Below are 23,107 nucleotides of genomic sequence, written 5' to 3' on the forward strand. Positions count from 1 at the left end.
TCACGCACTTGCGCCCACCCATGGCCCTGCTGGTCCAGAAATTCGGCGGCACCTCCGTGGCCGATGTGGAGCGCATCCAGGCTGTGGCCAAGCGCATTGCCACCAGCAAAGAGGATGGCAACGATCTGGTGATCGTGGTATCGGCCATGGGGCACACCACCGATGAACTCACCGGGCTCGCCCAGGCCATCAGCAACAACCCGCCCCAGCGGGAGATGGACATGCTGCTGGCCACGGGGGAGCAGGTCTCGATCGCGCTGCTCTCAATGGCCCTGCATGCCGAGGGCATCCCGGCGGTCTCGATGACCGGACCCCAGGTCGGGATCCTGACCGAATCCGCCCACGGCCGCGCCCGGATTCTGGAGATCAAAACCGAGCGGGTGCGCCGGCTGCTGGACGACGGAAACGTTGTGGTGGTCGCCGGATTCCAAGGCACCAGCAACAGCCTCTCGGGGGTTCCCGAGATCACCACACTGGGCCGCGGCGGCTCCGACACCTCAGCTGTGGCCCTGGCCGCGGCGATTGGAGCCGATGCCTGCGAGATCTACACCGACGTCCCCGGCGTCCTGACCACCGATCCCCGCAAGGTGGCCGATGCCCAGTTAATGGAGACGGTGACCTGCGACGAGATGCTCGAGCTGGCGAGCCTGGGGGCCGCTGTCTTGCATCCCCGCGCCGTCGAAATCGCCCGGAACTACGGCGTGCCGTTGGTGGTGCGCTCCAGTTGGAGCGATGCCCCGGGCACACTGCTGACCAGCGACAGCACCAGCCATCGCGGCAGCGGTGAGGGCCTGGAGCTGGGCAAGCCCGTCGACGGCGCCGAGCTGGAGACCGATCAGGCCGTGCTCGCCCTCTCCCATGTCCCCGATCGCCCAGGGGTCGCGGCTCAACTGTTTGAAGCGCTCTCCGGTGCGGGCTTGAGCGTGGATCTGATCGTGCAGTCCACCCACGAAGGCAGCAGCAACGACATCGCCTTCACCGTGGCTGAGGCACAACTGGAGGAGGCCAAGGCGGTCTGCCAAAACGTCTTGGACGCCATGGATGCCGCCGCGGCCGGGGCCACCCTGAGCACCCAGGCCGGGATGGCCAAGCTCAGCATCGCTGGCGCCGGAATCATGGGCCGTCCTGGGGTGGCGGCACGCCTGTTCGACACCCTGGCCAAGGGGAGCATCAACCTGCGCCTGATCGCCACCAGCGAAGTCAAGGTGAGCTGCCTGGTCGCCGGGCATCAGGGCAACAAGGCCCTGCAGGCGGCAGCCCAGTGCTTTGAACTGAGCGAGCGGCAGCTGCATCTCAACCCGGCCCCCTCTGGAGCGGGTCAACCGGAGGTGCGCGGCGTGGCCCTCGATCGGGACCAAGCCCAGGTCGCCGTGCGGCGCATTCCCGATAAGCCCGGAACGGCTGCGGCGGTTTGCCGTGCTCTCGCGGACGCCGGAGTGAGCCTGGACGCCATCGTTCAGTCCGAACGCACCCATGGCTCAGGCGAACAGCTCAGCCGCGACATGAGCTTCTGCCTCAAGCGCGAGGACCTGGGCCGTGCGCGAACTGCCCTGCAACCGCTACTGAATCAGTGGCCAGGCGCCAGCTTTGAAGAAGGAATGGCGATCGCTCGGATCAGCGCCGTCGGTGCAGGCATGCCCTGCACCGCTGGAACGGCCGGTCGGATGTTCCGTGCGTTGGCAGATGCTCAGATCAACATCGAGATGATCGCCACCAGCGAAATCCGCACCAGTTGTGTAGTCCCAGAAGGTGAGGGCGTTAAAGCCCTTCAGGTGATCCACGACGCCTTTGGCCTCGGGGGCGAGGTGAAGCACCAGGCCCAGGGAACCGAATCACCAGACATCCGATAGATCAACCATGGCAGAGATCCCAGTCGTTTTTCTGGTTGATGAGGCTGGAACAGCATTCACGAAATCGCTTGTTACTCCTGACAACTCCATCACAATCAACCTGTTCACCGCTGGTGGACCTGTTGAAATTGGCGGAGGTAACTTCGGTAGCCAAACCATTCAATCCATACAGATTAACCAGGATTTCGAATCATTTCTCAGCAGCAGCCTAGAAAGACTGGATCAGATCATTGACCTTGATTTTGAAATCACAAGCGGCGACACTCCAGGTCAAATCAACTTCTACCTAGATCAAGAAATTGAGTTAGGTCAACAAGATTCAGTCATCCTTGGCATCGCCATCACCAACAACAGTGGCCCAGAAGGCGAGGGTTGGTGGGAAGTCTTACTCAACTACCCGGCTTTTAATGCCAATACTGCCTACACCTACTATGCAAGTCTGCACGAGTTTGGTCACACGTTGGGTCTCGAGCATGACTTTGACGACAGTGATGGTGACGTCTTTCAGAGTGTTGACTACAAGCTAGCCGCGTTTCCAGCAGAAACAGTGATGGCCTACCGACAACCCGAAACAGGGACCTGGCCGATTTGGTACTCGAACTCAGATCTCAATGCACTCGTTAGCAACTGGGGGAGCGAGCTACAACTCTATGGGTTTGACGATGACATCATTCAAGGTGAGGACTATTCAGAAAAGATCAATGGGTCAAGGGGTAACGACAGGATTTCTGGTGGTGGTGGCAACGACATTCTTTTAGGCGGTAAGGATAACGACTGGATCAATGGAAACCAAGGTAATGACGAGATCTTTGGAAACCTTGGCGATGACACCCTCTTGGGCGGCAAGGATAACGACTGGATCAATGGAAACCAAGGTAATGACGAGATCTTTGGAAACCTTGGCGATGACACCCTTTTTGGCGGTCAAGATAACGATTGGATCGATGGGGGAGCTGGTAATGACTCACTCCATGGTGGCTACGGTGCAGACACCTTTCACCTTTCAGCTGGCATTGATGTGATTCAAGATTTCAATCCAAGCGATGGAGACAGAATCCAACTAGGAGGAGAGACAATCAAGACGACTGAAACCAGAGACAACTCGACATTGCTCTACCTAGAGTCATCAGGTCTCACCACACTCCAAAACATTCAGATCAACCAAGATCAGATCAGTCTTTACTTGATTTGATCCGACAGTTTTTTTGTTAGTCGGTCAAGAACGGAACTCCAATCACCATAGGTGTCTTGCTGAATTGGGGAGCAATGCCGTGCATAACAGGACTGACTACGATCGCTGAGCAATGCATGCCAGCGTTCATCGTGGAAGCGACAGAGAAGCAAGTCGCAATCCACTCGCGAGACGGCACAGATGTGAGCCAGTGCTGTATCAATCGTGATGACCCGCTTTGCTTGCTTGGCAAGCTTGACAAGATCAGCAACAGTCCCTTGCTTGGGATCGTAAAAAGCAATGCCTAACTGTCTAAGTCGTTGAAGCTGATGATCAGGCCAAGATGTGATGTCAACCATCCATGAAGGCTTAACACCAAGGTCAACAAGACCAACATAAAATCGATAGACTTCTTCAAATGAGATGGAGCGGTTCCACGCTGAATAGAGATCAGAATTGCCATAGGCCTGCCAACAGAAGATAAATCCTGACTTCAATATCTCGGACGACTCTTTTTGGATAACAACAAAGTCTCGAGCCGTAAAAACATCATTCAAGAAAAAAGATGCGAGAAAAGGATGCATCGATGATTCTTGACATAAATCCAACTGCACATTGCAATAATCAGGGATAATCTGACGAAGCGTGTTATAGGCATTTCTTTGAATGACTAATGAAATGGATTCGAAGCTATCCTGAATCCCTTCAATCATTGAAAGTTGTTGAAGATGATCACCTATTCCACCATGAAGATGGATCGTTATATCACCACTCTTTATTGCTCTTTCCCAGTCATTCAATGCTATTTTCATAGAGCTTGATCCCAAGTAGTCAACAAGTGCATATCTCCAATTTTTTGTGGCTTGATTAATCCGGAAGCGGTATTGATTTACCGGCATATTGGCAAGGCGGAAATCTCCTGCCTCCAACAAAGATGCGACTTCTTGGCCTAAACCAGTACTAATCGAATCATGAATATCTCTGTGACTCAAAGTCGATAATGATAACCTTTTTCTTAAATAAGACTGAGCCTCATCAAGATCCTGGCAATACAACTTCCAGTACTGAGATGGATGACTTCCTTTAATCTCCAATTCAGCAGTTCGTCATTGAAATAAATTTAAAGAGTTGCCGCAATTCCAGCGGGCTCAAGCATCAGCTTGCTACCGCTGACGGAGGAGTCCATCTCAATCGGATAGGCCCCGTCAAAGCAAGCGGTGCAGAAGTTCTCGGCGTTGGCGTGGGCCGCCTCAACCATGCCCTCTTTGCTCAGATAGGCCAGGGAATCGACCCCCAGGTGAGCGGAGATCTCCTCGAGGGTCAGTCGAGCCGCAATCAGCTGATCTTGGGTGTCGGTGTCGATCCCGTAGAAGCAGGGGTGGGTCACCGGCGGTGAACTGATGCGCATGTGCACCTCGGTCGCACCAGCATCACGGATCGCCGCCACCAACTTGCGGCTCGTGGTGCCGCGGACGATCGAGTCATCGATCACCACAACACGCTTGCCGGCTAGGACATCCGGCAGGGGATTGAGCTTCACGCGAATACCCGCTTCGCGCATGGCCTGGGTGGGCTGAATGAAGGTGCGGCCGACGTAGCGGTTTTTGATCAACCCGTCACCGAAGGGGATGCCGCTGTACTGGGAATAGCCAATCGCGGCGGGGATCCCGGAGTCAGGAACACCGATGACGATGTCCGCTTCGATCGGGGTTTCGCGGGCTAGCACCTCGCCGATGCGAACCCGGTAGCTGTATAGGGATTCGCCGAAGAAACGGCTGTCGGGCCTGGCGAAATAAATCATCTCGAAGACGCAGAGCTTGGAGGGCTCCTCCACCCAGCGGCTGCGGACCGGCTCGGACTCACCGAGACGGAAGTGGACGATTTCGCCGGGCTCGATGTCCCCATCGAAGCTGGAGCCAATGATGTCCAGGCCGCAGGTCTCGCTACTCACCACCCAGCGGGCTTCGCTGAGCTCACCCATGTGACCAAACACCAGGGGACGGATGCCATGGCCGTCGCGCAGGGCAAACAGGCCTTCGGGGGTGCCGATCACCAAGCTGAAAGCACCGCGGCAGCGTCCGGCTGCCGAGCGAATGGCGCTGTCCCAGTCACTGCCAGCGTCCACGGCCTGCTGAATCGCAAAGGCGATCAGCTCTGAATCGGTCGTCGAGGTGAATTCCGCTTCTGGGAGATCACTGGCCAGGGCCGTCCGCAGTTCCCCGGCGTTCACCAGGTTGCCGTTGTGGGCAAAGGCCATCGGGCCCAGCCGGGTGTTGAGCAACACGGGCTGGGCGTTGCAGGCCTTGCTCGAACCCGTCGTGGAATAGCGGTTGTGGCCGATGGCGAGCTGGCCGGGGAGGCGCTCGAGGACTTCGGGGGTGAACACCTTGCTCACCAGCCCCATGTCCTTGTGCAGCCGCACCTTGAGATCGTCAAAGACGGCAATGCCCGCCGATTCCTGACCGCGGTGCTGAAGGGCGTACAGACCGAAGTAGGTGAGGTTGGCCACCGGCTGGTCACTGGCCAGCACCGCAAACACACCGCAGGCCTCTTCCGGCTTGTCGGGACGATCGAGGCTGGGCGTGGCGTCCGTCACAGCAAGTCCCAGCTTCAGATTTCCTTCAACATTGTGCATCAGGGTTCTCCTCAAGCTGTCGGAGGCAGATCGACGCCAATGCGCCGGGGAATCGCTTGCTCAAAGCGTTCGCGCATCTGGGCGATGGGCGTGGTGAGCAGGTTGGCGCCCGCCTGGGTGATCGAGAGCTCACTGTCGTCCTCCACCACACCGAGGCACTGCGCGGGAATGCCGCTGGCAGCCAAAGCCTCCTGCCAAGCGACCGTTTGAGCCGGGGAGACGCTGACCAAGATGCGGGCGCCGCCTTCGGCAAACAGCAGGCGATCGAGGCGAGCAGCGCTGGAGGGAAGTTCCAGGTGGGCACCCAAACCAGAGGCCATGCAGCACTCCGCAGCGGCCACGGCCAACCCACCATCGCTGAGGTCATGGGCTGACTTCACCAGCCCCTGGGTGATGGCCTGGCGCAGGAACCCCTGAACCGAGCGCTCCAGCTCCAGGTCGATCTCCGGCGGGCGCCCGGTGACGGCTCCATGAATTCGCTCGAGGTAGCTCGTGCCGGCCAGGCCTAAGCGGCCATCGGCTGGAGTCTCTCCCGCTTCCAAAGGAACACCGAGCATCCAGATCACATCGCCGGCGTCCTGCCAGGCCTGGCCACGGACCTGGCTGAGGTCATGAACCAAGCCGACCATGCCCACCACCGGCGTCGGATGGATCGGCAGCATCGAGCCGTCGGGCATCCGCGTCTCGTTGTAGAGGGAGACGTTGCCGCCGGTCACCGGGGTATCCAGGGCCGAGCAGGCGGTGGAGAGACCGCGGCAGGCCATGGCCAACTGCCAATAGCCCGTTGAGGTCTCCGGGGAGGGGAAGTTGAGGTTGTCAGTGACCGCCAGGGGCTCAGCGCCCACGCAGCTCAAGTTGCGGGCGGCCTCGGCCACGGCCGCCATTCCGCCGCGTTCTGGATCGAGGGCCACCCAACGGTTGGGGCAATCCACCACCGCCGCCACGCCACGAGTCGCGGCCTGGGTTTCAGCCTGGGGGCGCAGCCGAACCACCGCCGCATCCGCACCGCCCGGGGGAACGACCGTGTTGGCCTGCACCTGGTGGTCGTACTGGCGGTAGACCCAGCGCTTGGAGGCGATCGTGGGATCGTCCAGCAGGGTCAGCAGCGTCTCGCTCCAGCTCACTCCATTGATCCCGGAGGGGGATGCGGACGGGAGCTGGGCCTCAGACCAGCGCCAGTGCTCCTGAATGGGCGCTGGAGGCTCACTCAGCAGTTCATGGTGGTTGATCGGGGTGTCATCAGCCAGGGCGCTGGCGGGCACCTCAGCGGCGACCTCGCCGTTCTGGAGCACCCGAACGATGTTGTCCTCAAGGACGCGGCCCACCACAGCAGCCTGCAGGCCCCAACGGGTGAAGCGCTCCATCAGCGCCGCTTCCCGCCCGGGCTTCACCACGAACAGCATCCGCTCCTGGGACTCGCTCAGCAGGAACTCGTAGGGGGTCATCCCGGCCTCCCGGGCCGGAACTCGATCGAGATCCAGCTCAATGCCCAGACCGCCCTTGGCGGCCATCTCTGAGCAACTGCAGGTCAAACCTGCGGCTCCCATGTCCTGCGCCGCGACGACATCACCGCTCTGGAAGGCATCGAGGCAGGCCTCGATCAGGCCTTTCTCCAAAAAGGGATCGCCAACCTGCACGGCCGGACGATCGTCCAGGGAGGCTTCCGTCAGTTCCGCCGACGCAAAGCTTGCACCGCCCATGCCATCGCGGCCGGTTGTGCTGCCGACATACACCACCGGGAAGCCGACGCCTTCGGCCCCGGAGCAGACGATCGTCTCGGTCTCCATCAGACCCAGGGCCATGGCGTTGACCAGGGGGTTGCCGGAATAGCTGGCGTCAAAGGCCACCTCACCGCCCACGGTGGGCACACCGACGCAATTGCCGTAGTGGGCAATGCCCGCCACAACACCCTCCATCAAGCCCACGTTGCGCTCGTCCTCCAGCGGGCCAAAGCGCAAGGCGTTCAGCAGGGCAATCGGACGGGCACCCATGGTGAAGATGTCCCGCAGGATGCCGCCGACGCCCGTTGCAGCGCCTTGGAACGGCTCCACCGCTGAGGGGTGGTTGTGGCTCTCGATCTTGAAGGCCAGGCGTTGGCCTTCGCCAAGGTCGACGACGCCCGCATTCTCACCGGGGCCCACCAGGATCCGCGGGCCGGTCGTGGGGAAGCCCTGCAGCAGGGGTCTGGAGTTGCGGTAACAACAGTGCTCGGACCACATCACACCGAACATGCCGAGCTCAGCGCGGTTGGGGGCTCGGCCGAGGCGGCGGCAAATCTCGTCGTAGTCGGCTTGGCTGAGGTTCTCCTTTTTCAGCGCGTCAGCAACGGAGTAGTCAGGGGCTGCGACCACGGACCAGGGAGCGAGATCATCCCAGTCTCGCTGAGCGACTCACCCCCTCTCAAACCCAGGGATCGTCCTGATGGCGGCGGGGCGGTGGCTCCTCGGTTTCAGTCCAGTCATCCCAGGCCTCCTGGGATCGCGCTGGGCGGTCTACGTCTGGTTCACGCTCATCCCACGGAGGTTCTTCCAGCCACCCCTCGAGCCGCTCTTCAAAACGATCGCCGGCGTTCTGGACTTGATCGCGCCAGCGGGAGGTTTCCTCCTGCATCTGCTCGCGCCAACGCCGGGAGCGGCGCAGGAACTCCTGACGAACACTGGCTTTCGCCAGGGGGAGATCATCCAGACTCGACAGGGACGTGAAAACCGTTCCGGGTTGTTGATCGTTGATGCGCGCTGGGGCCAAGCGCCAACGACTGGTACCGGGCAGCCTCGGATCACTGCGGGACACCAGGTAGTGGAGGATCTGACCACTGCTGAGATCGACGGCCGCATCAGCGATCTGACCCAGGGGTTCGCCGTCTTGGCCGAGGAGGGTCGCCTCGATCAAGGTGGGCAAGCGATCCATCGTTGCGATTTCGGTGGGAGCCGCATCCCCACGGACAAAGAGCTCCAGTTCCGCCAGACCGCACAACTGATTCAGGCGCCAGACCTCACGGCGATCACCCAAGGCGGATGGCTTGGAAAACCAGCCCAGGAGCCGATGCACCGGAGGGTGCATCCAAGCGGCGACACCAACCCCATGGTCGAGGCCCTGATCGCAGCGAACGCGGCGGCGCAGCAATTCGCTGAGCAGCAGCTGTTCGGGGAGGCTCACTGGCGGATCTGAACCGGCATCACCAAGTAGGTGAAGCTGGAGTCGTCTTGCGGAGCCAGCACTACCGGGGTGGTGGGGGCATTGCACTGGAGCTGGACCTGCTCGCAGCCCATGGCCTTCAGGCCTTCCAGGACGTAGCGGACGTTGAAAGCGATCTGGATGGCGTCGCCGGTGACCTGGGCTCCGATGGCCTCTGAGCCACTGCCCACGTCTTGTGCATCCGCACTGATGGACAGCTGACCGGCTGCGGGATCGCTCGTGAGTTTGACGACGTTGTTGTGTTGATCGGCCAAAACCGCCACACGCTCCAGAGCGCTCAGGAGACCCTTGCGATCGACCTGAAGCTGGCGACCGAAGCTTTCGGGGATCAGCTGCCGGTAGTTGGGGTAGGTGCCATCGAGGCTGCGGCTGGTCAGGACCTGGTCAGCCCATTGGAAGACCACCTGACCGCGATCACAAAAGAGGCTCACGGCATCGCTGCCGCCGCGGCTGGAGAGCAACCGCTCCAACTCCCGCAGGGAGCGGGCCGGCACCGTCACATCCAGCTCCGCTTCACTGCTAGAGGCGTTCTGCAGACGCAGGACGGCGAGACGGTGGCCATCAGTGGCGGCGCATTCCAGACCGCTCTGATCCAGGCCCAGGTGAACACCGGTCAGCAGCTGCTTGGCCTCATCACCACTGCTGGCGAAGAGGGTTGCGCGCAAACCCTTGATCAGGACCTCGGGATCCAACTTGATCGGAGTTCCCGCTTGAGCCAGAGGGAGCTCCGGAAAATCATCGGCGGGCATCCCCCGCATCTGATAACTGCCCGAGAGGCTGGTCAACTCGACCTGCTCACTGCCGTCTTCGCAGCTGAGGGTAATCGGGCTGTCGGCCGGCATCCGCGACACGATCTCACCAAAGAGCCGGGCGGGAAGGGTAATGGCACCGCTGGTGGCGACTGAGGCGCTCAAGCTGGTCTGGATGCCCAGGCTCAGATCGAATCCCGTCAAGCTCAGGCGACCCGTTCCGGCATCTGCGGTCAGCAGCACATTCGCAAGGACCGGATGGGTGGGACGTGCGGCAACAGCCCTGCTCACCAGTTGAAGACTGGAACTCAGTTCGGCCTGGGAGCAGACCAGCTTCATGGCAGGACTGAAGGGGCCTCCACGCTTCCACAACCCAAGCGGAAGCGCAACTGGTCGAGCGATCGGGTTCCCCGGCAATCCCCAGACGACCGATTAAGGATTAAAGGATCAAGAAGAAAGAAAACCAAACCCGTAGTCATAGGGCTTGGGGAAACCCTGGGAATCCATCAACTCCCATGGACTGCAAAGGGTTTTGCTGCCCGCAGGCTTGTGGAATCAGGATCTGGACTGCCGGCCATTGGAGCCCTTTCCTCTTTTTCCAGGAATTGTGGAAAAGAAAGCGAGCGTCAGCGGTTTCCGGTTCTCGCTTTTTCCAGCCTCCTTTCCACAGGTTGTGGGCAGTCGCTTTTTGGATTGGTTGGCTTTCTTGGACGCAAAAAAGCCCGGCTTGTGGCCGGGCAAAGCGGTCTCAAGAGGTTCAGAAGCCCATCACTTGGGCCACCTTGGCGGTGTCGGCATCGAGTCCGGTGTGGAACTTGGAGTCGTTGTGCTCAATCGCGGTCGTCGGGTCCTTCAGGCCATTGCCTGTGAGGACACAGACCACCGTCGCGCCTGCAGGGACCTCGTCGCGCCGTTTGATTAGACCGGCAACGGAGGCGGCGCTGGCGGGCTCGCAGAAGACGCCTTCGCCACTGCCGAGCAACTTGTAGGCCTCGATGATTTCGGCGTCGGTAACGGCCATGAAATCGCCGTTGCTTTCAGCCCGGGCTTTCAGCGCGTTCTCCTTATTGACCGGGTTGCCGATTCGAATCGCCGTGGCGATGGTGTCGGGCTGCTCGACGGTGTGGCCCAGGACCAGGGGGGCTGAGCCGGCCGCCTGGAAGCCCATCATCCGCGGCAGTTTGCGGCTGTGGCCGGCGGCCTTGTACTCGTTGAAGCCCATCCAGTAGGCGCTGATGTTGCCGGCGTTGCCGACGGGGATGCAGAGCCAATCCGGGGCCTCGCCGAGGGCATCCACCACCTCGAAGGCCGCGGTTTTCTGGCCCTGTAGTCGGTAGGGATTCAGGGAGTTCACCAGCGTGACGGGGTATTGGTCCGCCACCTCACGAACGATCGCCAGGGCCCGGTCAAAGTTGCCCTTCACCGCCAGGACTTCCGCGCCGTAGAGCAGGGCTTGGGCCAGCTTGCCCTGGGCCACATAGCCATCGGGGATCAAGACGAAGGCTCGCATGCCACCGCGCTTGGCATAGGCCGCAGCTGCCGCGGAGGTGTTGCCTGTACTGGCACAGATCACCGCCTCGGAACCCGCTTCCTTGGCCTTGGAGATGGCCATGGTCATGCCCCGGTCCTTGAAGGATCCGGTGGGGTTCAGGCCGTCGTATTTGAGGTAGACCGTGACCCCCTTGCCGATCCGTTCAGCAATCGAGGGGGCAGGGATCAAAGGGGTGGACCCTTCCCGCAGGGTGATCACCGGGGTCTTGTCGCTGACGGGCAACCAGCGGCGGTAGCCCTCGATCAGGCCCGGCCAGTCCTGCATTGTTGCTGTCTTCAATCCCAGTCGCCGGCGGATGGAAGTCAGCAGGGGCACGGTCGACTGGGACGTTCTGGACTCGAATCTACGGGGCAGCCTTGTTGTCGCCCCTCAAACCGTCTAACGGTGAATCAGAAAAGAAGGAGATCAACTGGCTGATGGATTTCGCCTTCTCCAGCACGCTCATGAGCGCTGGGATGCTCACTTCCAACTCATCGACTGGGTAGGCCTGCATGAAGCTGACCGCATTGAGCTTGTCGTCCCCAGCGACTAGGGCATTGATGACACCGGCTCGCAGGGCGGGGATACCTGCACCCGGGGCCTTGAGCGGATAGATGATCTTGGCCACCCGGGCCAGGATCGCTTCGCCGAGACGGGTGTTCAACAAGCGGCTGGTGAGCACCAAGGGGATCGCGAGCTCCGCCTTCAGCAGCTTGGAGACCTCCTTGGGCTCCATCTTCGTGAACTTCAGGAGATCCGAGAGCAGACCCCTGGCCTGATCGGTCTCTGACAAGTATTCGAAGTCCGCAACCGGGATCGAACGCCGGAAGGCGCCGGTGACGAACACCACGTTCTCTGCCGCTAGTGCTGGCGTCCCACCGAGCAACCCCAGGCCAAGCGCTGCAGCGAGGAGGCGCTGGCGTTTGCAGGTCGGCATGGGGCCTCGAAACAGTGCGGTGACCCTAGGCCGGACTCACCAGGACGTCGCGCACGAGTCTGACCATGCTGCGTTCCGCCAGTCCTTTGGCCATCTCTGTCCCCATGCGCCGCAGTTCGGTTTCCTGCAGCAGCCTTGGGACCCGTTTCAGCAGCAATTGCGGATCGAATCCAGGCAGTTGGTTGAGGATGGCGACGAGGCGTTGGATGGGCTCCAAGGAGAGCAATTCCACATCGCTGGCGGTGATCGCCACGCGATCCCGCAGACCAGGTGGCCTCAGGGCTCGAGGCAAGCGTTGGCTCAGGCGGACCGCGGTTTGCCAACCCAGGGCATCGAGTTGGTCGACGGCGGCTTCAACGAGTTGGTTGCGCAGCAGCCCCGCCTTGGGGGAGAAGAGGAAGTCGAGGACTTGATCGAGCAGTCCCTCCAGATCCAACTGGCTGCCGCTGGCGGCACTGCTGATCAGGTTGTCCAGCCGCTGCCAACGGAAGATGTCGCCGTCGAACAGCATTTCCTTGAGGCTGTTGCGCAGTTGCGGGTCCGGGTCCTCCATCAGCCGGCGGGCGAAGTAGGGGTAGGCCGCACCCAGGATTTTGAAATCAGGATCGACGCTCAAGGCGATGCCCTCGAGCGTCACCAGGGAGCGAATGATGAGTGCGTAGTAAGGGGGGACGCGGAAGGGGAAGCGGTACATCACACCGCTGAGGTCGTCCGTGACCGCCTTGAAGTCCATCCGGCTGACGCCCATTTCCAGGGCTTGGCCAAAGACCTGCTCAAAGGCCGGAACGATCGGCTCGAGATTCACATCCTCCGCCAGGAAGCCCAGGCTGACGAAGTCATTGCTCAGCTTTCCGAAATTGCGGTTCACCAGGTGGACCACCGCTTGGATCAAGCCGGTGCGGCTTTCACGGCTGACCTCGCTCATCATTCCGAAGTCGAGATAGGCCAAGCGACCATCGGCCAGCGCCAGCAGGTTCCCGGGATGGGGATCGGCGTGGAAGAACCCGTGCTCCAGCAGTTGCTGCAGGGAGCAGTTCACCCCCACGGTGACCATGTCGTCCGGGTCGATCCCCAGTTCGCGCACGGCCTCAAGGTTGGTGAGTTTCACCCCGTCGATCCACTCCATCGTCAGCACACGCCTGGCCGTGGCATCGCGGAAGATCCGGGGTACGGCGATGCGGGGGTTGTGGGCGTGGAGCTCTGCGAACGTTTCGGCGTTGGTCGCCTCGTTGCAGTAGTCCATTTCCTCGAACACCCGCTTGCCTAGCTCGTCGATCAGGGCCACGAGGTCCGAGCGGATCAGGCCGATGTTGGTGTTCAGCCAGGCCGCGATGTTCCGGACTATGTAGAGGTCCAGGGTGATCTGTTCCCTCAGTCCTGGGCGCTGAACCTTGACGGCCACCTTCTCGCCGCTGAGCAGAACACCCCTGTGGACTTGGCCGAGGGAGGCCGCTGAGATCGGCTCCCGTTCCAGCTCGGCATAGATCGCTGAAATCGGAGCACCGAGGTCTTCTTCGATGCAGGCCATCGCTAGGCCCGAATCGAAGCCGGGAAGTTGGTCTTGCAGTCCGGCCAGCTCCTCCAGCAGGAGTGGCGGAATGATGTCGGGGCGGGTGGAGAGGGCCTGACCGGCCTTGATAAACGCTGGACCCAGGGAGGCCACCAGATCAGCTGCTTCCTTGGCCCGCGCCCGGGCGTACTCGGGATCCTTGAGCCTGCGGGTCAGCCAGTCGAAGCCGATACCGAAGAGATAGAGGCCGATGGGAACGAGCGTTTGCCACAGCCGGCGGATCAAACGCTGGGGGGCGCCGGCGTAGATCCGACTGATCGCGGCTGGGTCGTATTCGAGTAGGCCAGCGGCCTCGATGAAGTCGGAGAGCTCCTCGCGTTGGGGTTCAGCAGGGGTGTTCGGTTCTGCGTCGTCACCGAACACGCTGCGTTGCATGGCAGCCGCCGCTGCTTCGGCAGGGGTGAGGCCGGTCTCTGACATGACCCCCTTCTAAACGAAAGAGACAGCCGCTACGGTCGGGCCCAACACCAGGCTGCTCGTGCTTACCGGTCTGCGCCTCGAGAACATTGCTCTGATCGAGGAGCTGCAGCTGGAGTTTGGAGAGGGCTTCACGGTGCTCACCGGTGAGACCGGAGCCGGTAAGTCCATTCTTTTGGATGCCCTGGATGCCCTACTTGGAGGGCAGGGGACGCGGCTGTTGCGGCAGGGAAGCAGCAAAGGGGTGATCGAAGCCAGTTTTTCCCTCAGTTCCCCTCTACTGGAGTGGTTGAACGAGCAGGAGTTGGAGTGCGATGAGGAGGAGTTGTTGCTGAGCCGTGAATGGCGCCAGAAGGACGATCGCCTCAGCAGTCGCCATCGACTGAATGGCGTTGCGGTCAACCGTCAACAGATTCAATCCCTGCGCCCCCTTCTGTTGGACCTGACGGTTCAGGGTCAGACCCAACAGTTGGCTCGGCCTGGTCAACAGCGCCGTTGGCTGGACCGTTTTGGTGGCGCTGAACTCCAGCAGCATGCGGCACCCGTTCAGGAGAGCTATCGCTCCTGGCGCCAAGCCTCGGCGGCCCTGGAGCAGGCCAAGGCCGATTGGTTGACGCTGCAGGCCGATATGGATCGTCAGCAACAACTTTTGGATGACCTGGAGGCAGCGCAGCTGGAGGACCCTTCAGAGCGCAGCCAACTGGAGAACGAAGAGAACCGTCTCGCCCATGGGGTGCGTCTGCAGGAAGGGGTGATGACCCTGATGGGACGGCTGGTGGATGGGGCTGAGGAGGCGCCATCAGTGTTGGACCACCTGGCGGCTTGTGAGGCCGAGTTGGCTCAGATGCAGCAACTCGATGGCAGCTTGTCGGCGGCAAGCGCTCGCTTTGGCGATGGCTTAGCGGAGCTCCAGGACTTCATCCGTGAGCTCGATCGCTATGGCTCGAGCCTGGAAAGCGATCCAGACAGCCTGGGGCAACTCCAGGAGCGAATGGCCTTGCTCAAGACGCTCGAGAAGCGCCATGGCAAGGATCTGGCCGAGCTGATCGCTTGGCGTGATCAATTGCGCGAGCAGCTGGTGCCTGGGGGCGCTCAAGCCAGCCTCGAGGCCTTGGAACAGTCTGAGCTTCAGGCCCGCCAGCGCCGTGATCGCTGCAACGCCCAGCTGACCCAGGCTCGCCGCGCTGCCGCTGAGGCCTTGGAACAAGAGCTGATGCAGGCCCTGCGGCCGATGGGTTTGGCCAACGTTCGCTTTCAAGTGGGTATCGAGCCCGCGGCCCCCGGGGAAGAGGGGGCGGATGCGGTGCAGTTCCTCTTTTCCGCCAACCCCGGGCAGCCGTTGGCTCCCCTGTCGGAGGTGGCCTCAGGCGGTGAGATGTCGCGCTTTCTCTTGGCCCTGAAGACCTGCCTGGCCGCGGCGGACCAGCACGTCACCCTGCTGTTCGATGAGATCGATACCGGTGTCAGCGGCCGAGTCAGTGGTGCCATGGCGGAGCTGCTGCAGCGCCTGGCTCAACAGCGTCAGGTCTTCTGCGTCACCCACCAGCCCCTAGTCGCTGCTGCAGCGGACCATCACTTCCAGGTGGCGAAGGAGGTGCGGGGCGGCATGACCCACACGCGAGTGTCCCAACTGCGGGACACTCAGGCTCGGCAGGCGGAACTGGCGGAATTGGCCGGTGGTGATTTCGGTGAGACCAGGAGCTATGCGGCGAGTTTGTTGAAGCGGGCAGGGTGACCCAATGCACCACCGGGTCCGTCTGTTTCACTACGGAACCTTTCAGCCTCTCTGGCAACAGCCTGGGTTGATCCAGCTCGGTCCACGGCTTCACGAGGGTCCCGGAAGCATTCAGGTGACTGCCCTTGGCATCGATCACCTGAATGCCGCGCTCCTCAGTCGGGGTTGTGACCCCGGCGGGGTGCTGGTTCATTACACCGATCCCTTTGTGCTGCGTTCCCATCCGCTGCGTGGGCTTCGCCTGTGGCCCGGTCCGCGTTTGTTGGTGTGTGGCGATCTGCACCATGGCGACTCGCCTCTGGATGTGCTTGCGGCCTACCTCGACGCGGAGCCGCACGACGCAGTGTTGCTCAGCTTCAATCCCGCCCTGCTCGCTGCCGTGCGCCAGAGGTTGAGCATCCCGGTGCGCGCCTTGCCGCCCACGTTTTTTCGCTACCCATCGGCGCCGCGTGTCGCCAATCCGCGTCTCGAGCTGTTGCATGTGGGCAGCCTTGGGCCGCATCACCCCCGTCGGCGCGAGCTGGTGATGGCGCTGCAGAACCGCGGCAGGGTGCCGTTCCGCCACGCCACCACCTCCAGTCCGGAGCAAGCTGCCGCGCTGTACGCCGAGTACGCCCTGGTGCTCAATGTGCCCCTCAACCACGACCTCAACCACCGTTTCTTCGAGGTAATGGCAGCGGGATCACCCCAGGTAGTGTTTGGGGATCCCGGGCTCGTTGGCGAGCATCGGCATATCGCCGAACGTCCGGATGTGTTTTGGGCTTCCAGCGTCGAGCAGCTCGAGCAGCAGGTGCTCGAACTGTTTGCTCAGCCCCGGGCTCTTCAGGCGATTCCTGTGGAGCCACCGCCCTACTGGGAGCTCGAGGACCTGCTCAAGACTGCTTTTGCGCCGATTTAATCCGTGACGTCTTTGCTCACCAGGCAGCCCCCGTAGACTCCACCATTGCTGAGCCTCCTGGATGCCCCGCGCCCTCGCCAAAAGCGTGAACGAGAAGGCTGCGCTTCAGGCCCTCAACGGCGGTTCCTTGGAGGATGTGATCCGGGTGCGGGGTGCCCGTCAGCACAACCTCAAAAACGTCGACGTCACGATCCCCCGCAACCAGCTGGTGGTCTTCACCGGGGTGAGCGGCAGCGGTAAGAGCTCCCTGGCCTTCGACACGATCTTTGCGGAGGGTCAACGCCGCTACGTCGAGAGCCTGTCGGCCTACGCCCGTCAATTCCTCGGGCAGGTCGACAAGCCTGATGTGGATGCGATCGAGGGCCTCTCTCCGGCGATCTCGATTGACCAGAAATCCACCAGCCACAACCCCCGTTCCACGGTGGGTACGGTCACGGAGATCCAGGACTATCTGCGTCTGCTGTTCGGACGCGCAGGGGAACCCCACTGCCCCGAGTGCGATCGCTCGATTCGGCCCCAGTCGATCGACGAGATGGTTGACCAGATCCTCACCCTGCCGGAGGGGACCCGTTATCAGCTTCTGGCGCCCGTCGTCCGCGGCAAAAAGGGAACCCACGTCAAGTTGCTGAGCGGCCTAGTGGCCGAGGGCTTTGCCCGCGTGCGCATCAACGGTGAGGTGCGCGAACTCGCCGACAACATCGAGCTCGACAAGAACCACTCCCACAACATTGAAGTGGTGGTGGATCGCCTGGTGGCCCGCGAGGGCATTCAGGAGCGCCTGACCGATTCCCTCCGCACCGCCCTCAAGCGCGGCGATGGCTTGGCCCTGGTGGAGGTGGTGCCGAAGTCTGGTGAAGAGTTTCCGCCCGAGGTGGAGAAGGAGCGCCTCTATTCCGAGAACTTCGCCTGCCCGGTTCACGGTGCGGTGATGGAGGAGCTCTCGCCGCGGCTGTTCTCCTTCAACAGTCCCTATGGCGCTTGCGCGGATTGCCACGGCATTGGACACCTACGCCAATTCACCAAAGAGCGGGTGATCCCGGATCCTTCGCTGCCGGTGTATGCGGCGGTGGCCCCTTGGGCAGAAAAGGACAATTCCTATTACTTCTCTCTGCTCTATTCGGTGGGAGAGGCCTTTGGCTTTGAGATCAAGACCCCCTGGAATGAGCTGACGACAGAACAGCACGACGTGCTGCTCAATGGTTCAAGGGAGCCGATCCCGATTCAGGCCGACAGCCGCTATAAAAAAAACCAGACCTATCTGCGGCCGTTCGAAGGGATCCTGCCGATCCTCGAGCGCCAGCTGCGTGATGCCAGCGGTGAGTCCATTCGCCAGAAGCTGGAGAAGTATCTGGAGTTGGTGCCTTGCTCCACCTGCCACGGCCTGCGACTTAAGCCGGAGGCCCTGGCCGTTCGGGTTGGTCCCTACCGCATCCATGAGCTGACCAACAGCAGCGTCGGCGAGAGCCTGCGCCGCATTGAAGAGCTGATGGGCGTTGGTACGAGCGAAGGGGCCGAACCCTTGCTCAACGCCCGTCAAATCCAAATCGGCGACCTGGTGTTGCGGGAGATCCGCATGCGCCTGAAGTTCCTGTTGGATGTGGGCTTGGACTACCTGAGCCTGGATCGTCCGGCGATGACCCTCTCCGGTGGTGAGGCCCAGCGCATCCGGCTGGCCACCCAGATCGGTGCAGGTCTGACGGGTGTGCTCTACGTGCTCGATGAGCCAAGCATCGGTTTGCACCAGCGCGACAACGACCGGCTGCTCAACACCCTTGTGAAGCTCAGGGATTTGGGCAACACCTTGATCGTGGTGGAGCACGACGAGGACACGATTCGCGCAGCCGATTACATCGTCGACATCGGCCCCGGCGCTGGGGTCCACGGCGGCAAGATCGTTGCTGAGGGCGACTTCGAGACCCTGCTCGCTGCTGAGGAGTCGTTGACAGGGGCTTACCTCAGTGGTCGGCGGGCTATTCCGACCCCGGCTGAGCGCCGCGCCAGTGGATCCCGCAAGCTCACCCTCGTGGGTTGTGCGCGCAACAACCTCAGCGGTTTTGACGTGGAGTTTCCCTTGGGCCGTCTGGTTTGCGTGACCGGCGTGAGCGGCAGCGGCAAGAGCACGATGGTGAATGAGCTCCTGCACCCCGCGCTGGAGCACAAGCTCGGCATGAAAGTCCCCTTCCCGGCTGGGGTCGAGGACCTCAAGGGCATCAAGGCGATTGACAAGGTGATCGTGATTGACCAGTCACCGATAGGCCGCACGCCTCGCTCCAACCCAGCGACCTACACCGGAGCGTTTGATCCGATCCGTCAGGTCTTTGCGGCGACCGTCGAGGCCAAGGCTCGCGGCTATGCCGTTGGTCAGTTCAGCTTCAACGTCAAGGGCGGTCGCTGCGAAGCCTGCAGTGGCCAGGGCGTCAATGTCATCGAGATGAACTTCTTGCCTGATGTCTATGTCCAGTGCGACGTCTGCAAGGGTGCTCGCTACAACCGCGAGACGTTGCAGGTGAAATACAAGGGCCAAACCATCGCGGATGTGCTGCAGATGACGGTGGAGCAGGCCTGTGAGGTGTTTTCAGCAATTCCTCAGGCGGCCGATCGGTTGCGCACTCTGGTTGATGTGGGCCTTGGTTATGTGAAGCTTGGCCAGCCGGCGCCCACCCTCTCAGGCGGTGAAGCCCAGCGGGTGAAGCTTGCCACCGAGCTCTCCAAACGCGCCACCGGCAAAACGCTTTATCTGATCGACGAACCCACCACTGGCCTCAGCTTCTACGACGTCCACAAGCTGATGGATGTCATTCAGAGATTGGTCGATAAAGGTAATTCCGTGCTCGTGATTGAGCACAATCTGGACGTGATTCGCTGCTCCGACTGGATTATTGATCTCGGTCCAGAAGGTGGCGACAAAGGCGGGAAGATTGTGGTGACGGGCACCCCTGAAACGGTCGCAGCCCATCTAGTCTCCCATACGGGGCGCTATCTCAAGCAGGTGTTGGAGCAGCATCCGCCGCAGCCTGTGGCGGCATGAATCCGTTGATTCCCATATATTAACCGAGATGCATTGGTTTTTATGAAGGCAGTAATTTTGGCTGGCGGCCTTGGAACGCGGCTCGCCGAAGAGACTCATCTACGGCCTAAGCCCATGGTTGAGGTTGGCGGTAAGCCAATGCTGTGGCACATCCTAAAGACGTACAGCTATCACGGCATTAATGAATTTGTTATCTGCTGTGGCTACAAGGGTTACATGATCAAGGAATATTTTGCTAATTACTTTCTGCATACTAGTGATGTTACCTTTCATATGGATCTCAACAGCATGGAGATTCATAAGCAGAATGCCGAGCCGTGGAAGGTTACGTTGGTTGATACAGGCGAGTCCACGCTAACTGGTGGTCGTTTAGCAAGGGTTCGGGATTACCTCGACGACACCTTTTGCTTCACCTACGGCGATGGCGTGGCGGATGTAGACATAAAATCACTTGTGGCTCACCACCAAGAGCAAGGCCTGCAGGCAACTCTAACGGCTGTTCAGCCGCCCGGCCGATACGGAATTTTAAAGATCGATGGCCACCAGGTGCGGCAATTCCATGAGAAACCAGATGGTGATGGAGGCTGGATCAATGGTGGCTATTTCGTGCTGGAGCCTTCGGTGCTTGATCTGATTGATGGGGACAGCTGTACCTGGGAGCAGCAGCCTCTTAATACTCTGGCCAATACTGGCCAGCTAAGTGCCTACTTACACCATGGCTTCTGGCAACCGATGGATACTCTGCGCGACCGACAGCGTTTGGAAGAGCTTTGGGCTGTTGGCGGGGCTCCCTGGAAGGTATGGGGCTGATGGCAGATCAAAAGTTCTGGGCTGGTAAGCGGGTGCTCTTAACCGGTCATACCGGTTTTAAAGGCAGCTGGTTGGCACTTTGGCTTAGAGAGCTTGGTGCTCATATAACCGGTGTTGGGCTCGAGCCAGATACGACTCCTAACCTTTTTGGCAAGCTGGAGCTGGAGAGGCGTCTGGAGCGACATCACATCGCTGACATTCGCGATCCACTCGCGTTGGTTGAGATTGCCCAAAGCTGCCAACCAGACGTGGTGTTGCATCTCGCAGCACAGCCCCTGGTGCGCCGCAGTTACCGCGACCCACTCGGCACCTGGGCTACCAATGTGCAGGGGAGTCTTCACTTGTTGGAGGCTTTGAAATCGCTGAATCATCTCTGTGCCGTGGTGATGGTCACCACGGACAAGGTGTATGCGAACCGTGAATGCCCTTATGGCTACCGGGAAACCGATCGCCTGGGTGGGCACGACCCTTACAGCGCTAGCAAGGCAGCAGCTGAACTGGCGATTGCTAGTTGGAGAGAGAGCTTCTGCGGTGACGGAACTCACCAAACCCCGAACCTGCGCATCGCCACAGCTCGGGCTGGCAATGTTATCGGTGGCGGCGATTGGGCAACCGATCGGATCGTGCCAGATGCCATGCGCGCCCTCGCAGCTCGGCAGCCAATCCCCGTGCGCAACCCTACTGCCACCCGCCCTTGGCAGCACGTGCTCGAACCACTGAACGGATACCTCCTGCTGGCGCAACAGATGCTGAATCAGAGTCAGCCACCCTGCGATGCCTTCAACTTTGGTCCCACGCTCAACAGCAACCGTTCCGTCGCCGACCTAGTGCAGACCATGCTCCAGCATTGGAATGGAACCTGGGTTGACGCTCATGATGCGAGTGCTCCACATGAAGCTGGCTTGTTGCACCTCCAAATCGATAAAGCGCATCACCAGCTGGGCTGGCGGCCTAGGTGGGATTTCGATGAGACTCTGGAGCGCACGGTGCGCTGGTACAAAGATGTTCACGACGGTGCAGATCCTTTCTCCCGTAGCTTGGTGGACTTACAGGCCTATCAAGCAGCGCTGGCAGCATGACGAGTACACCGGAGCAGCTCAAAGTCCAGATCTTGCAGCTCACGAGGCAGTATTCGCGACAGGTGCATGCCAGTTTTCGTCCTGCTGCAGACCCAGAACGTTTGCCATGGCGAGAGGGAGACCCGATTCCTTATGCCGGACGCGTTTTCACAGAAGACGAGGTGGAGGCGGCTGTTGCGAGCACACTTGATTTCTGGCTCACGCTCGGCAATCAGGGCGATGCCTTTCAGCAGGAACTGGCCGGCTTTTTGGGGGTACGTCACAGCTTGTTGGTGAATTCTGGTTCAAGTGCCAACTTGATCGCCATATCAACGCTCACCTCACCAAAGCTGCCAGACGAGAAACGCATTAAGCCGGGTGATGAGGTAATAACGGTGGCCGCCAGCTTTCCAACCACAGTGGCCCCCATTCTTCAGGTGGGGGCCGTACCGGTCTTTATCGACGTTGATCCGGTGACGGCCAACGCCCGTTGTGATGAGCTAGAGCTGGCCTACTGTCCAGGGAAAACCAAGGCCGTGATGATGGCTCACGCCCTTGGCAACCCCTTCGATCTGGCGGCCACACTGGCCTTCTGCCGTAAGTATAATCTTTGGTTGGTGGAAGATAACTGCGACGCACTAGGTTGCAGCTATTCAATGCCTCGAGAGCTGGCCGAAAGCCTGGGCTTTACGGACAACAGTCCAGGTCTCGATGAGGGCCCCGATCGAGTTGTTCGCTGGACCGGCACCTGGGGAGATCTAAGCACCCAGAGCTTCTACCCGCCTCACCACCTCACGATGGGTGAGGGTGGCTCGGTGAACATAGTGCGCGACGCCAAGCTCAAGGTGATCGCCGAGAGCTTTCGCGACTGGGGACGTGACTGCTGGTGCCCTAGTGGCATCGATAATACATGCGGTAAGCGCTTCGGTTGGCAACTGGGAGAACTGCCAACTGGGTACGACCACAAGTACACCTACAGCCACCTTGGCTACAACCTCAAACCACTAGATCCTCAGGCTGCGATCGGTCGAGTGCAGCTCCAGCGATTACCGGAATTCATAGAGGCACGTAAGCAGAACTGGGAAATTCTGCGACAAGGACTGGGTGCTCTAGATGATGTTCTCGATTTTTGCTTGCCTACTCATGCCAGTGGCTGGGACCCAGAGCAAGGCTTCTCATGGGATGGGTCTGGCTGTCGCAGTGTTTGCTCTTGGTTTGGCTTCAAGATTGCTGTGAAGCCTTGTGCATCCTTCAGTCGCACTGGGCTGGCCCAGGAACTTGACCGACACCAGATCGGAAACCGTATGTTCTTTGGCGGCAACCTCTTGCGGCAGCCGGCTTTCGTTCAGCTGCGTCAGGAGCGTCCCGAATCTATGAGGGTGGTGGGTGAGATGACAGCCTCTGATGCCATAATGAACAACACGATCTTTATCGGGACCTATCCAGGATTGACCCAACCAATGTTAGAGAGTGAATGCCATAAGATTCGGAGCTTTGTGATGCGTGCCCAGCAGTCTTCCTAG

At 60.5% G+C, this 23,107-nt stretch carries 16 protein-coding genes; 8 read left to right on the forward strand and 8 right to left on the reverse strand.

All coding sequences use genetic code 11. From position 1 onward, the window contains the following. The first annotated feature begins 20 nt into the window (after positions 1-20). Positions 21-1,850, forward strand: a complete 1,830-nt coding sequence (locus ACXIQ9_RS04340) for an aspartate kinase (protein ID WP_459015859.1) — start codon at positions 21-23, stop codon at positions 1,848-1,850. Positions 1,851-1,857: 7 nt separating this feature from the next. Next, positions 1,858-3,042: a hypothetical protein gene (locus ACXIQ9_RS04345; RefSeq protein WP_459015860.1), complete on the forward strand. Its 1,185-nt coding sequence runs from the start codon at positions 1,858-1,860 to the stop codon at positions 3,040-3,042. On the opposite strand, the gene ACXIQ9_RS04350 is transcribed toward ACXIQ9_RS04345, so the two are convergent. The 8 genes from ACXIQ9_RS04350 to ACXIQ9_RS04385 form a co-directional block, all read right to left on the reverse strand. Beyond that, entirely contained in the window at positions 3,030-4,115 is a 1,086-nt protein-coding gene (locus ACXIQ9_RS04350; RefSeq protein ID WP_459015861.1) for a hypothetical protein, read from the reverse strand. The two genes, ACXIQ9_RS04345 and ACXIQ9_RS04350, sit on opposite strands and share 13 nt — an antisense overlap. A gap of 26 nt (positions 4,116-4,141) precedes the next feature. After that, complete coding sequence (gene purF / locus ACXIQ9_RS04355) at positions 4,142-5,656, reverse strand: amidophosphoribosyltransferase (protein ID WP_459015862.1); 1,515 nt, start codon at positions 5,654-5,656, stop codon at positions 4,142-4,144. A gap of 11 nt (positions 5,657-5,667) precedes the next feature. Beyond that, positions 5,668-8,007: a phosphoribosylformylglycinamidine synthase subunit PurL gene (purL, locus tag ACXIQ9_RS04360; protein ID WP_459015863.1), complete on the reverse strand. Its 2,340-nt coding sequence runs from the start codon at positions 8,005-8,007 to the stop codon at positions 5,668-5,670. A 49-nt stretch (positions 8,008-8,056) separates the two neighbouring features. After that, a complete protein-coding gene (locus ACXIQ9_RS04365; protein ID WP_459015864.1) occupies positions 8,057-8,812 on the reverse strand; it encodes an RNA methyltransferase in 756 nt (251 codons plus the stop codon). Beyond that, positions 8,809-9,939, reverse strand: coding sequence for a DNA polymerase III subunit beta (gene dnaN / locus ACXIQ9_RS04370; RefSeq protein ID WP_459015865.1), 1,131 nt, complete (start codon positions 9,937-9,939; stop codon positions 8,809-8,811). The genes ACXIQ9_RS04365 and dnaN overlap by 4 nt, the downstream gene beginning before the upstream one ends. A gap of 418 nt (positions 9,940-10,357) precedes the next feature. Further along, positions 10,358-11,416, reverse strand: a complete 1,059-nt coding sequence (thrC, locus tag ACXIQ9_RS04375; protein WP_459016089.1) for a threonine synthase — start codon at positions 11,414-11,416, stop codon at positions 10,358-10,360. A 79-nt stretch (positions 11,417-11,495) separates the two neighbouring features. Then, positions 11,496-12,068, reverse strand: a complete 573-nt coding sequence (locus ACXIQ9_RS04380) for an alpha/beta hydrolase (protein WP_459015866.1) — start codon at positions 12,066-12,068, stop codon at positions 11,496-11,498. A gap of 25 nt (positions 12,069-12,093) precedes the next feature. After that, positions 12,094-14,013 (reverse strand): ABC1 kinase family protein, encoded by a 1,920-nt coding sequence (locus tag ACXIQ9_RS04385; protein WP_459016090.1) that lies wholly within the window; start codon positions 14,011-14,013, stop codon positions 12,094-12,096. 103 nt (positions 14,014-14,116) lie between these two features. On the opposite strand from ACXIQ9_RS04385, the gene recN reads away from it, so the two are divergent. From recN to rfbH, 6 genes are all read left to right on the forward strand, one after another. Continuing rightward, positions 14,117-15,790, forward strand: a complete 1,674-nt coding sequence (recN, locus tag ACXIQ9_RS04390; RefSeq protein ID WP_459015867.1) for a DNA repair protein RecN — start codon at positions 14,117-14,119, stop codon at positions 15,788-15,790. 115 nt (positions 15,791-15,905) lie between these two features. Further along, complete coding sequence (locus tag ACXIQ9_RS04395) at positions 15,906-16,688, forward strand: glycosyltransferase (protein WP_459015868.1); 783 nt, start codon at positions 15,906-15,908, stop codon at positions 16,686-16,688. A 61-nt stretch (positions 16,689-16,749) separates the two neighbouring features. Continuing rightward, complete coding sequence (gene uvrA / locus ACXIQ9_RS04400) at positions 16,750-19,716, forward strand: excinuclease ABC subunit UvrA (protein WP_459015869.1); 2,967 nt, start codon at positions 16,750-16,752, stop codon at positions 19,714-19,716. A gap of 42 nt (positions 19,717-19,758) precedes the next feature. Further along, a complete protein-coding gene (rfbF, locus tag ACXIQ9_RS04405) occupies positions 19,759-20,526 on the forward strand; it encodes a glucose-1-phosphate cytidylyltransferase (RefSeq protein ID WP_459015870.1) in 768 nt (255 codons plus the stop codon). Beyond that, positions 20,526-21,605: a CDP-glucose 4,6-dehydratase gene (gene rfbG / locus ACXIQ9_RS04410; protein ID WP_459015871.1), complete on the forward strand. Its 1,080-nt coding sequence runs from the start codon at positions 20,526-20,528 to the stop codon at positions 21,603-21,605. The genes rfbF and rfbG overlap by 1 nt, the downstream gene beginning before the upstream one ends. Beyond that, positions 21,602-23,107 carry a lipopolysaccharide biosynthesis protein RfbH gene (gene rfbH / locus ACXIQ9_RS04415; RefSeq protein ID WP_459015872.1) on the forward strand — a complete coding sequence of 502 codons (1,506 nt, stop codon included), beginning with the start codon at positions 21,602-21,604 and terminating at the stop codon, positions 23,105-23,107. The genes rfbG and rfbH overlap by 4 nt, the downstream gene beginning before the upstream one ends.

This window comes from Synechococcus sp. LTW-G, from assembly GCF_054459035.1.

Excerpts from the sequence above, each read along its gene's own strand:
- thrC (WP_459016089.1), bottom strand. The coding sequence starts at position 11,416 with ATGCAGGACTGGCCGGGCCTGATCGAGGGCTACCGCCGCTGGTTGCCC.
- ACXIQ9_RS04340 (WP_459015859.1), top strand. The coding sequence starts at position 21 with ATGGCCCTGCTGGTCCAGAAATTCGGCGGCACCTCCGTGGCCGATGTG.
- rfbF (WP_459015870.1), top strand. The coding sequence starts at position 19,759 with ATGAAGGCAGTAATTTTGGCTGGCGGCCTTGGAACGCGGCTCGCCGAA.
- uvrA (WP_459015869.1), top strand. The coding sequence starts at position 16,750 with ATGCCCCGCGCCCTCGCCAAAAGCGTGAACGAGAAGGCTGCGCTTCAG.
- purF (WP_459015862.1), bottom strand. The coding sequence starts at position 5,656 with ATGCACAATGTTGAAGGAAATCTGAAGCTGGGACTTGCTGTGACGGAC.
- dnaN (WP_459015865.1), bottom strand. The coding sequence starts at position 9,939 with ATGAAGCTGGTCTGCTCCCAGGCCGAACTGAGTTCCAGTCTTCAACTG.
- ACXIQ9_RS04385 (WP_459016090.1), bottom strand. The coding sequence starts at position 14,013 with ATGCAACGCAGCGTGTTCGGTGACGACGCAGAACCGAACACCCCTGCT.
- rfbH (WP_459015872.1), top strand. The coding sequence starts at position 21,602 with ATGACGAGTACACCGGAGCAGCTCAAAGTCCAGATCTTGCAGCTCACG.
- ACXIQ9_RS04380 (WP_459015866.1), bottom strand. The coding sequence starts at position 12,068 with ATGCCGACCTGCAAACGCCAGCGCCTCCTCGCTGCAGCGCTTGGCCTG.
- ACXIQ9_RS04345 (WP_459015860.1), top strand. The coding sequence starts at position 1,858 with ATGGCAGAGATCCCAGTCGTTTTTCTGGTTGATGAGGCTGGAACAGCA.
- rfbG (WP_459015871.1), top strand. The coding sequence starts at position 20,526 with ATGGCAGATCAAAAGTTCTGGGCTGGTAAGCGGGTGCTCTTAACCGGT.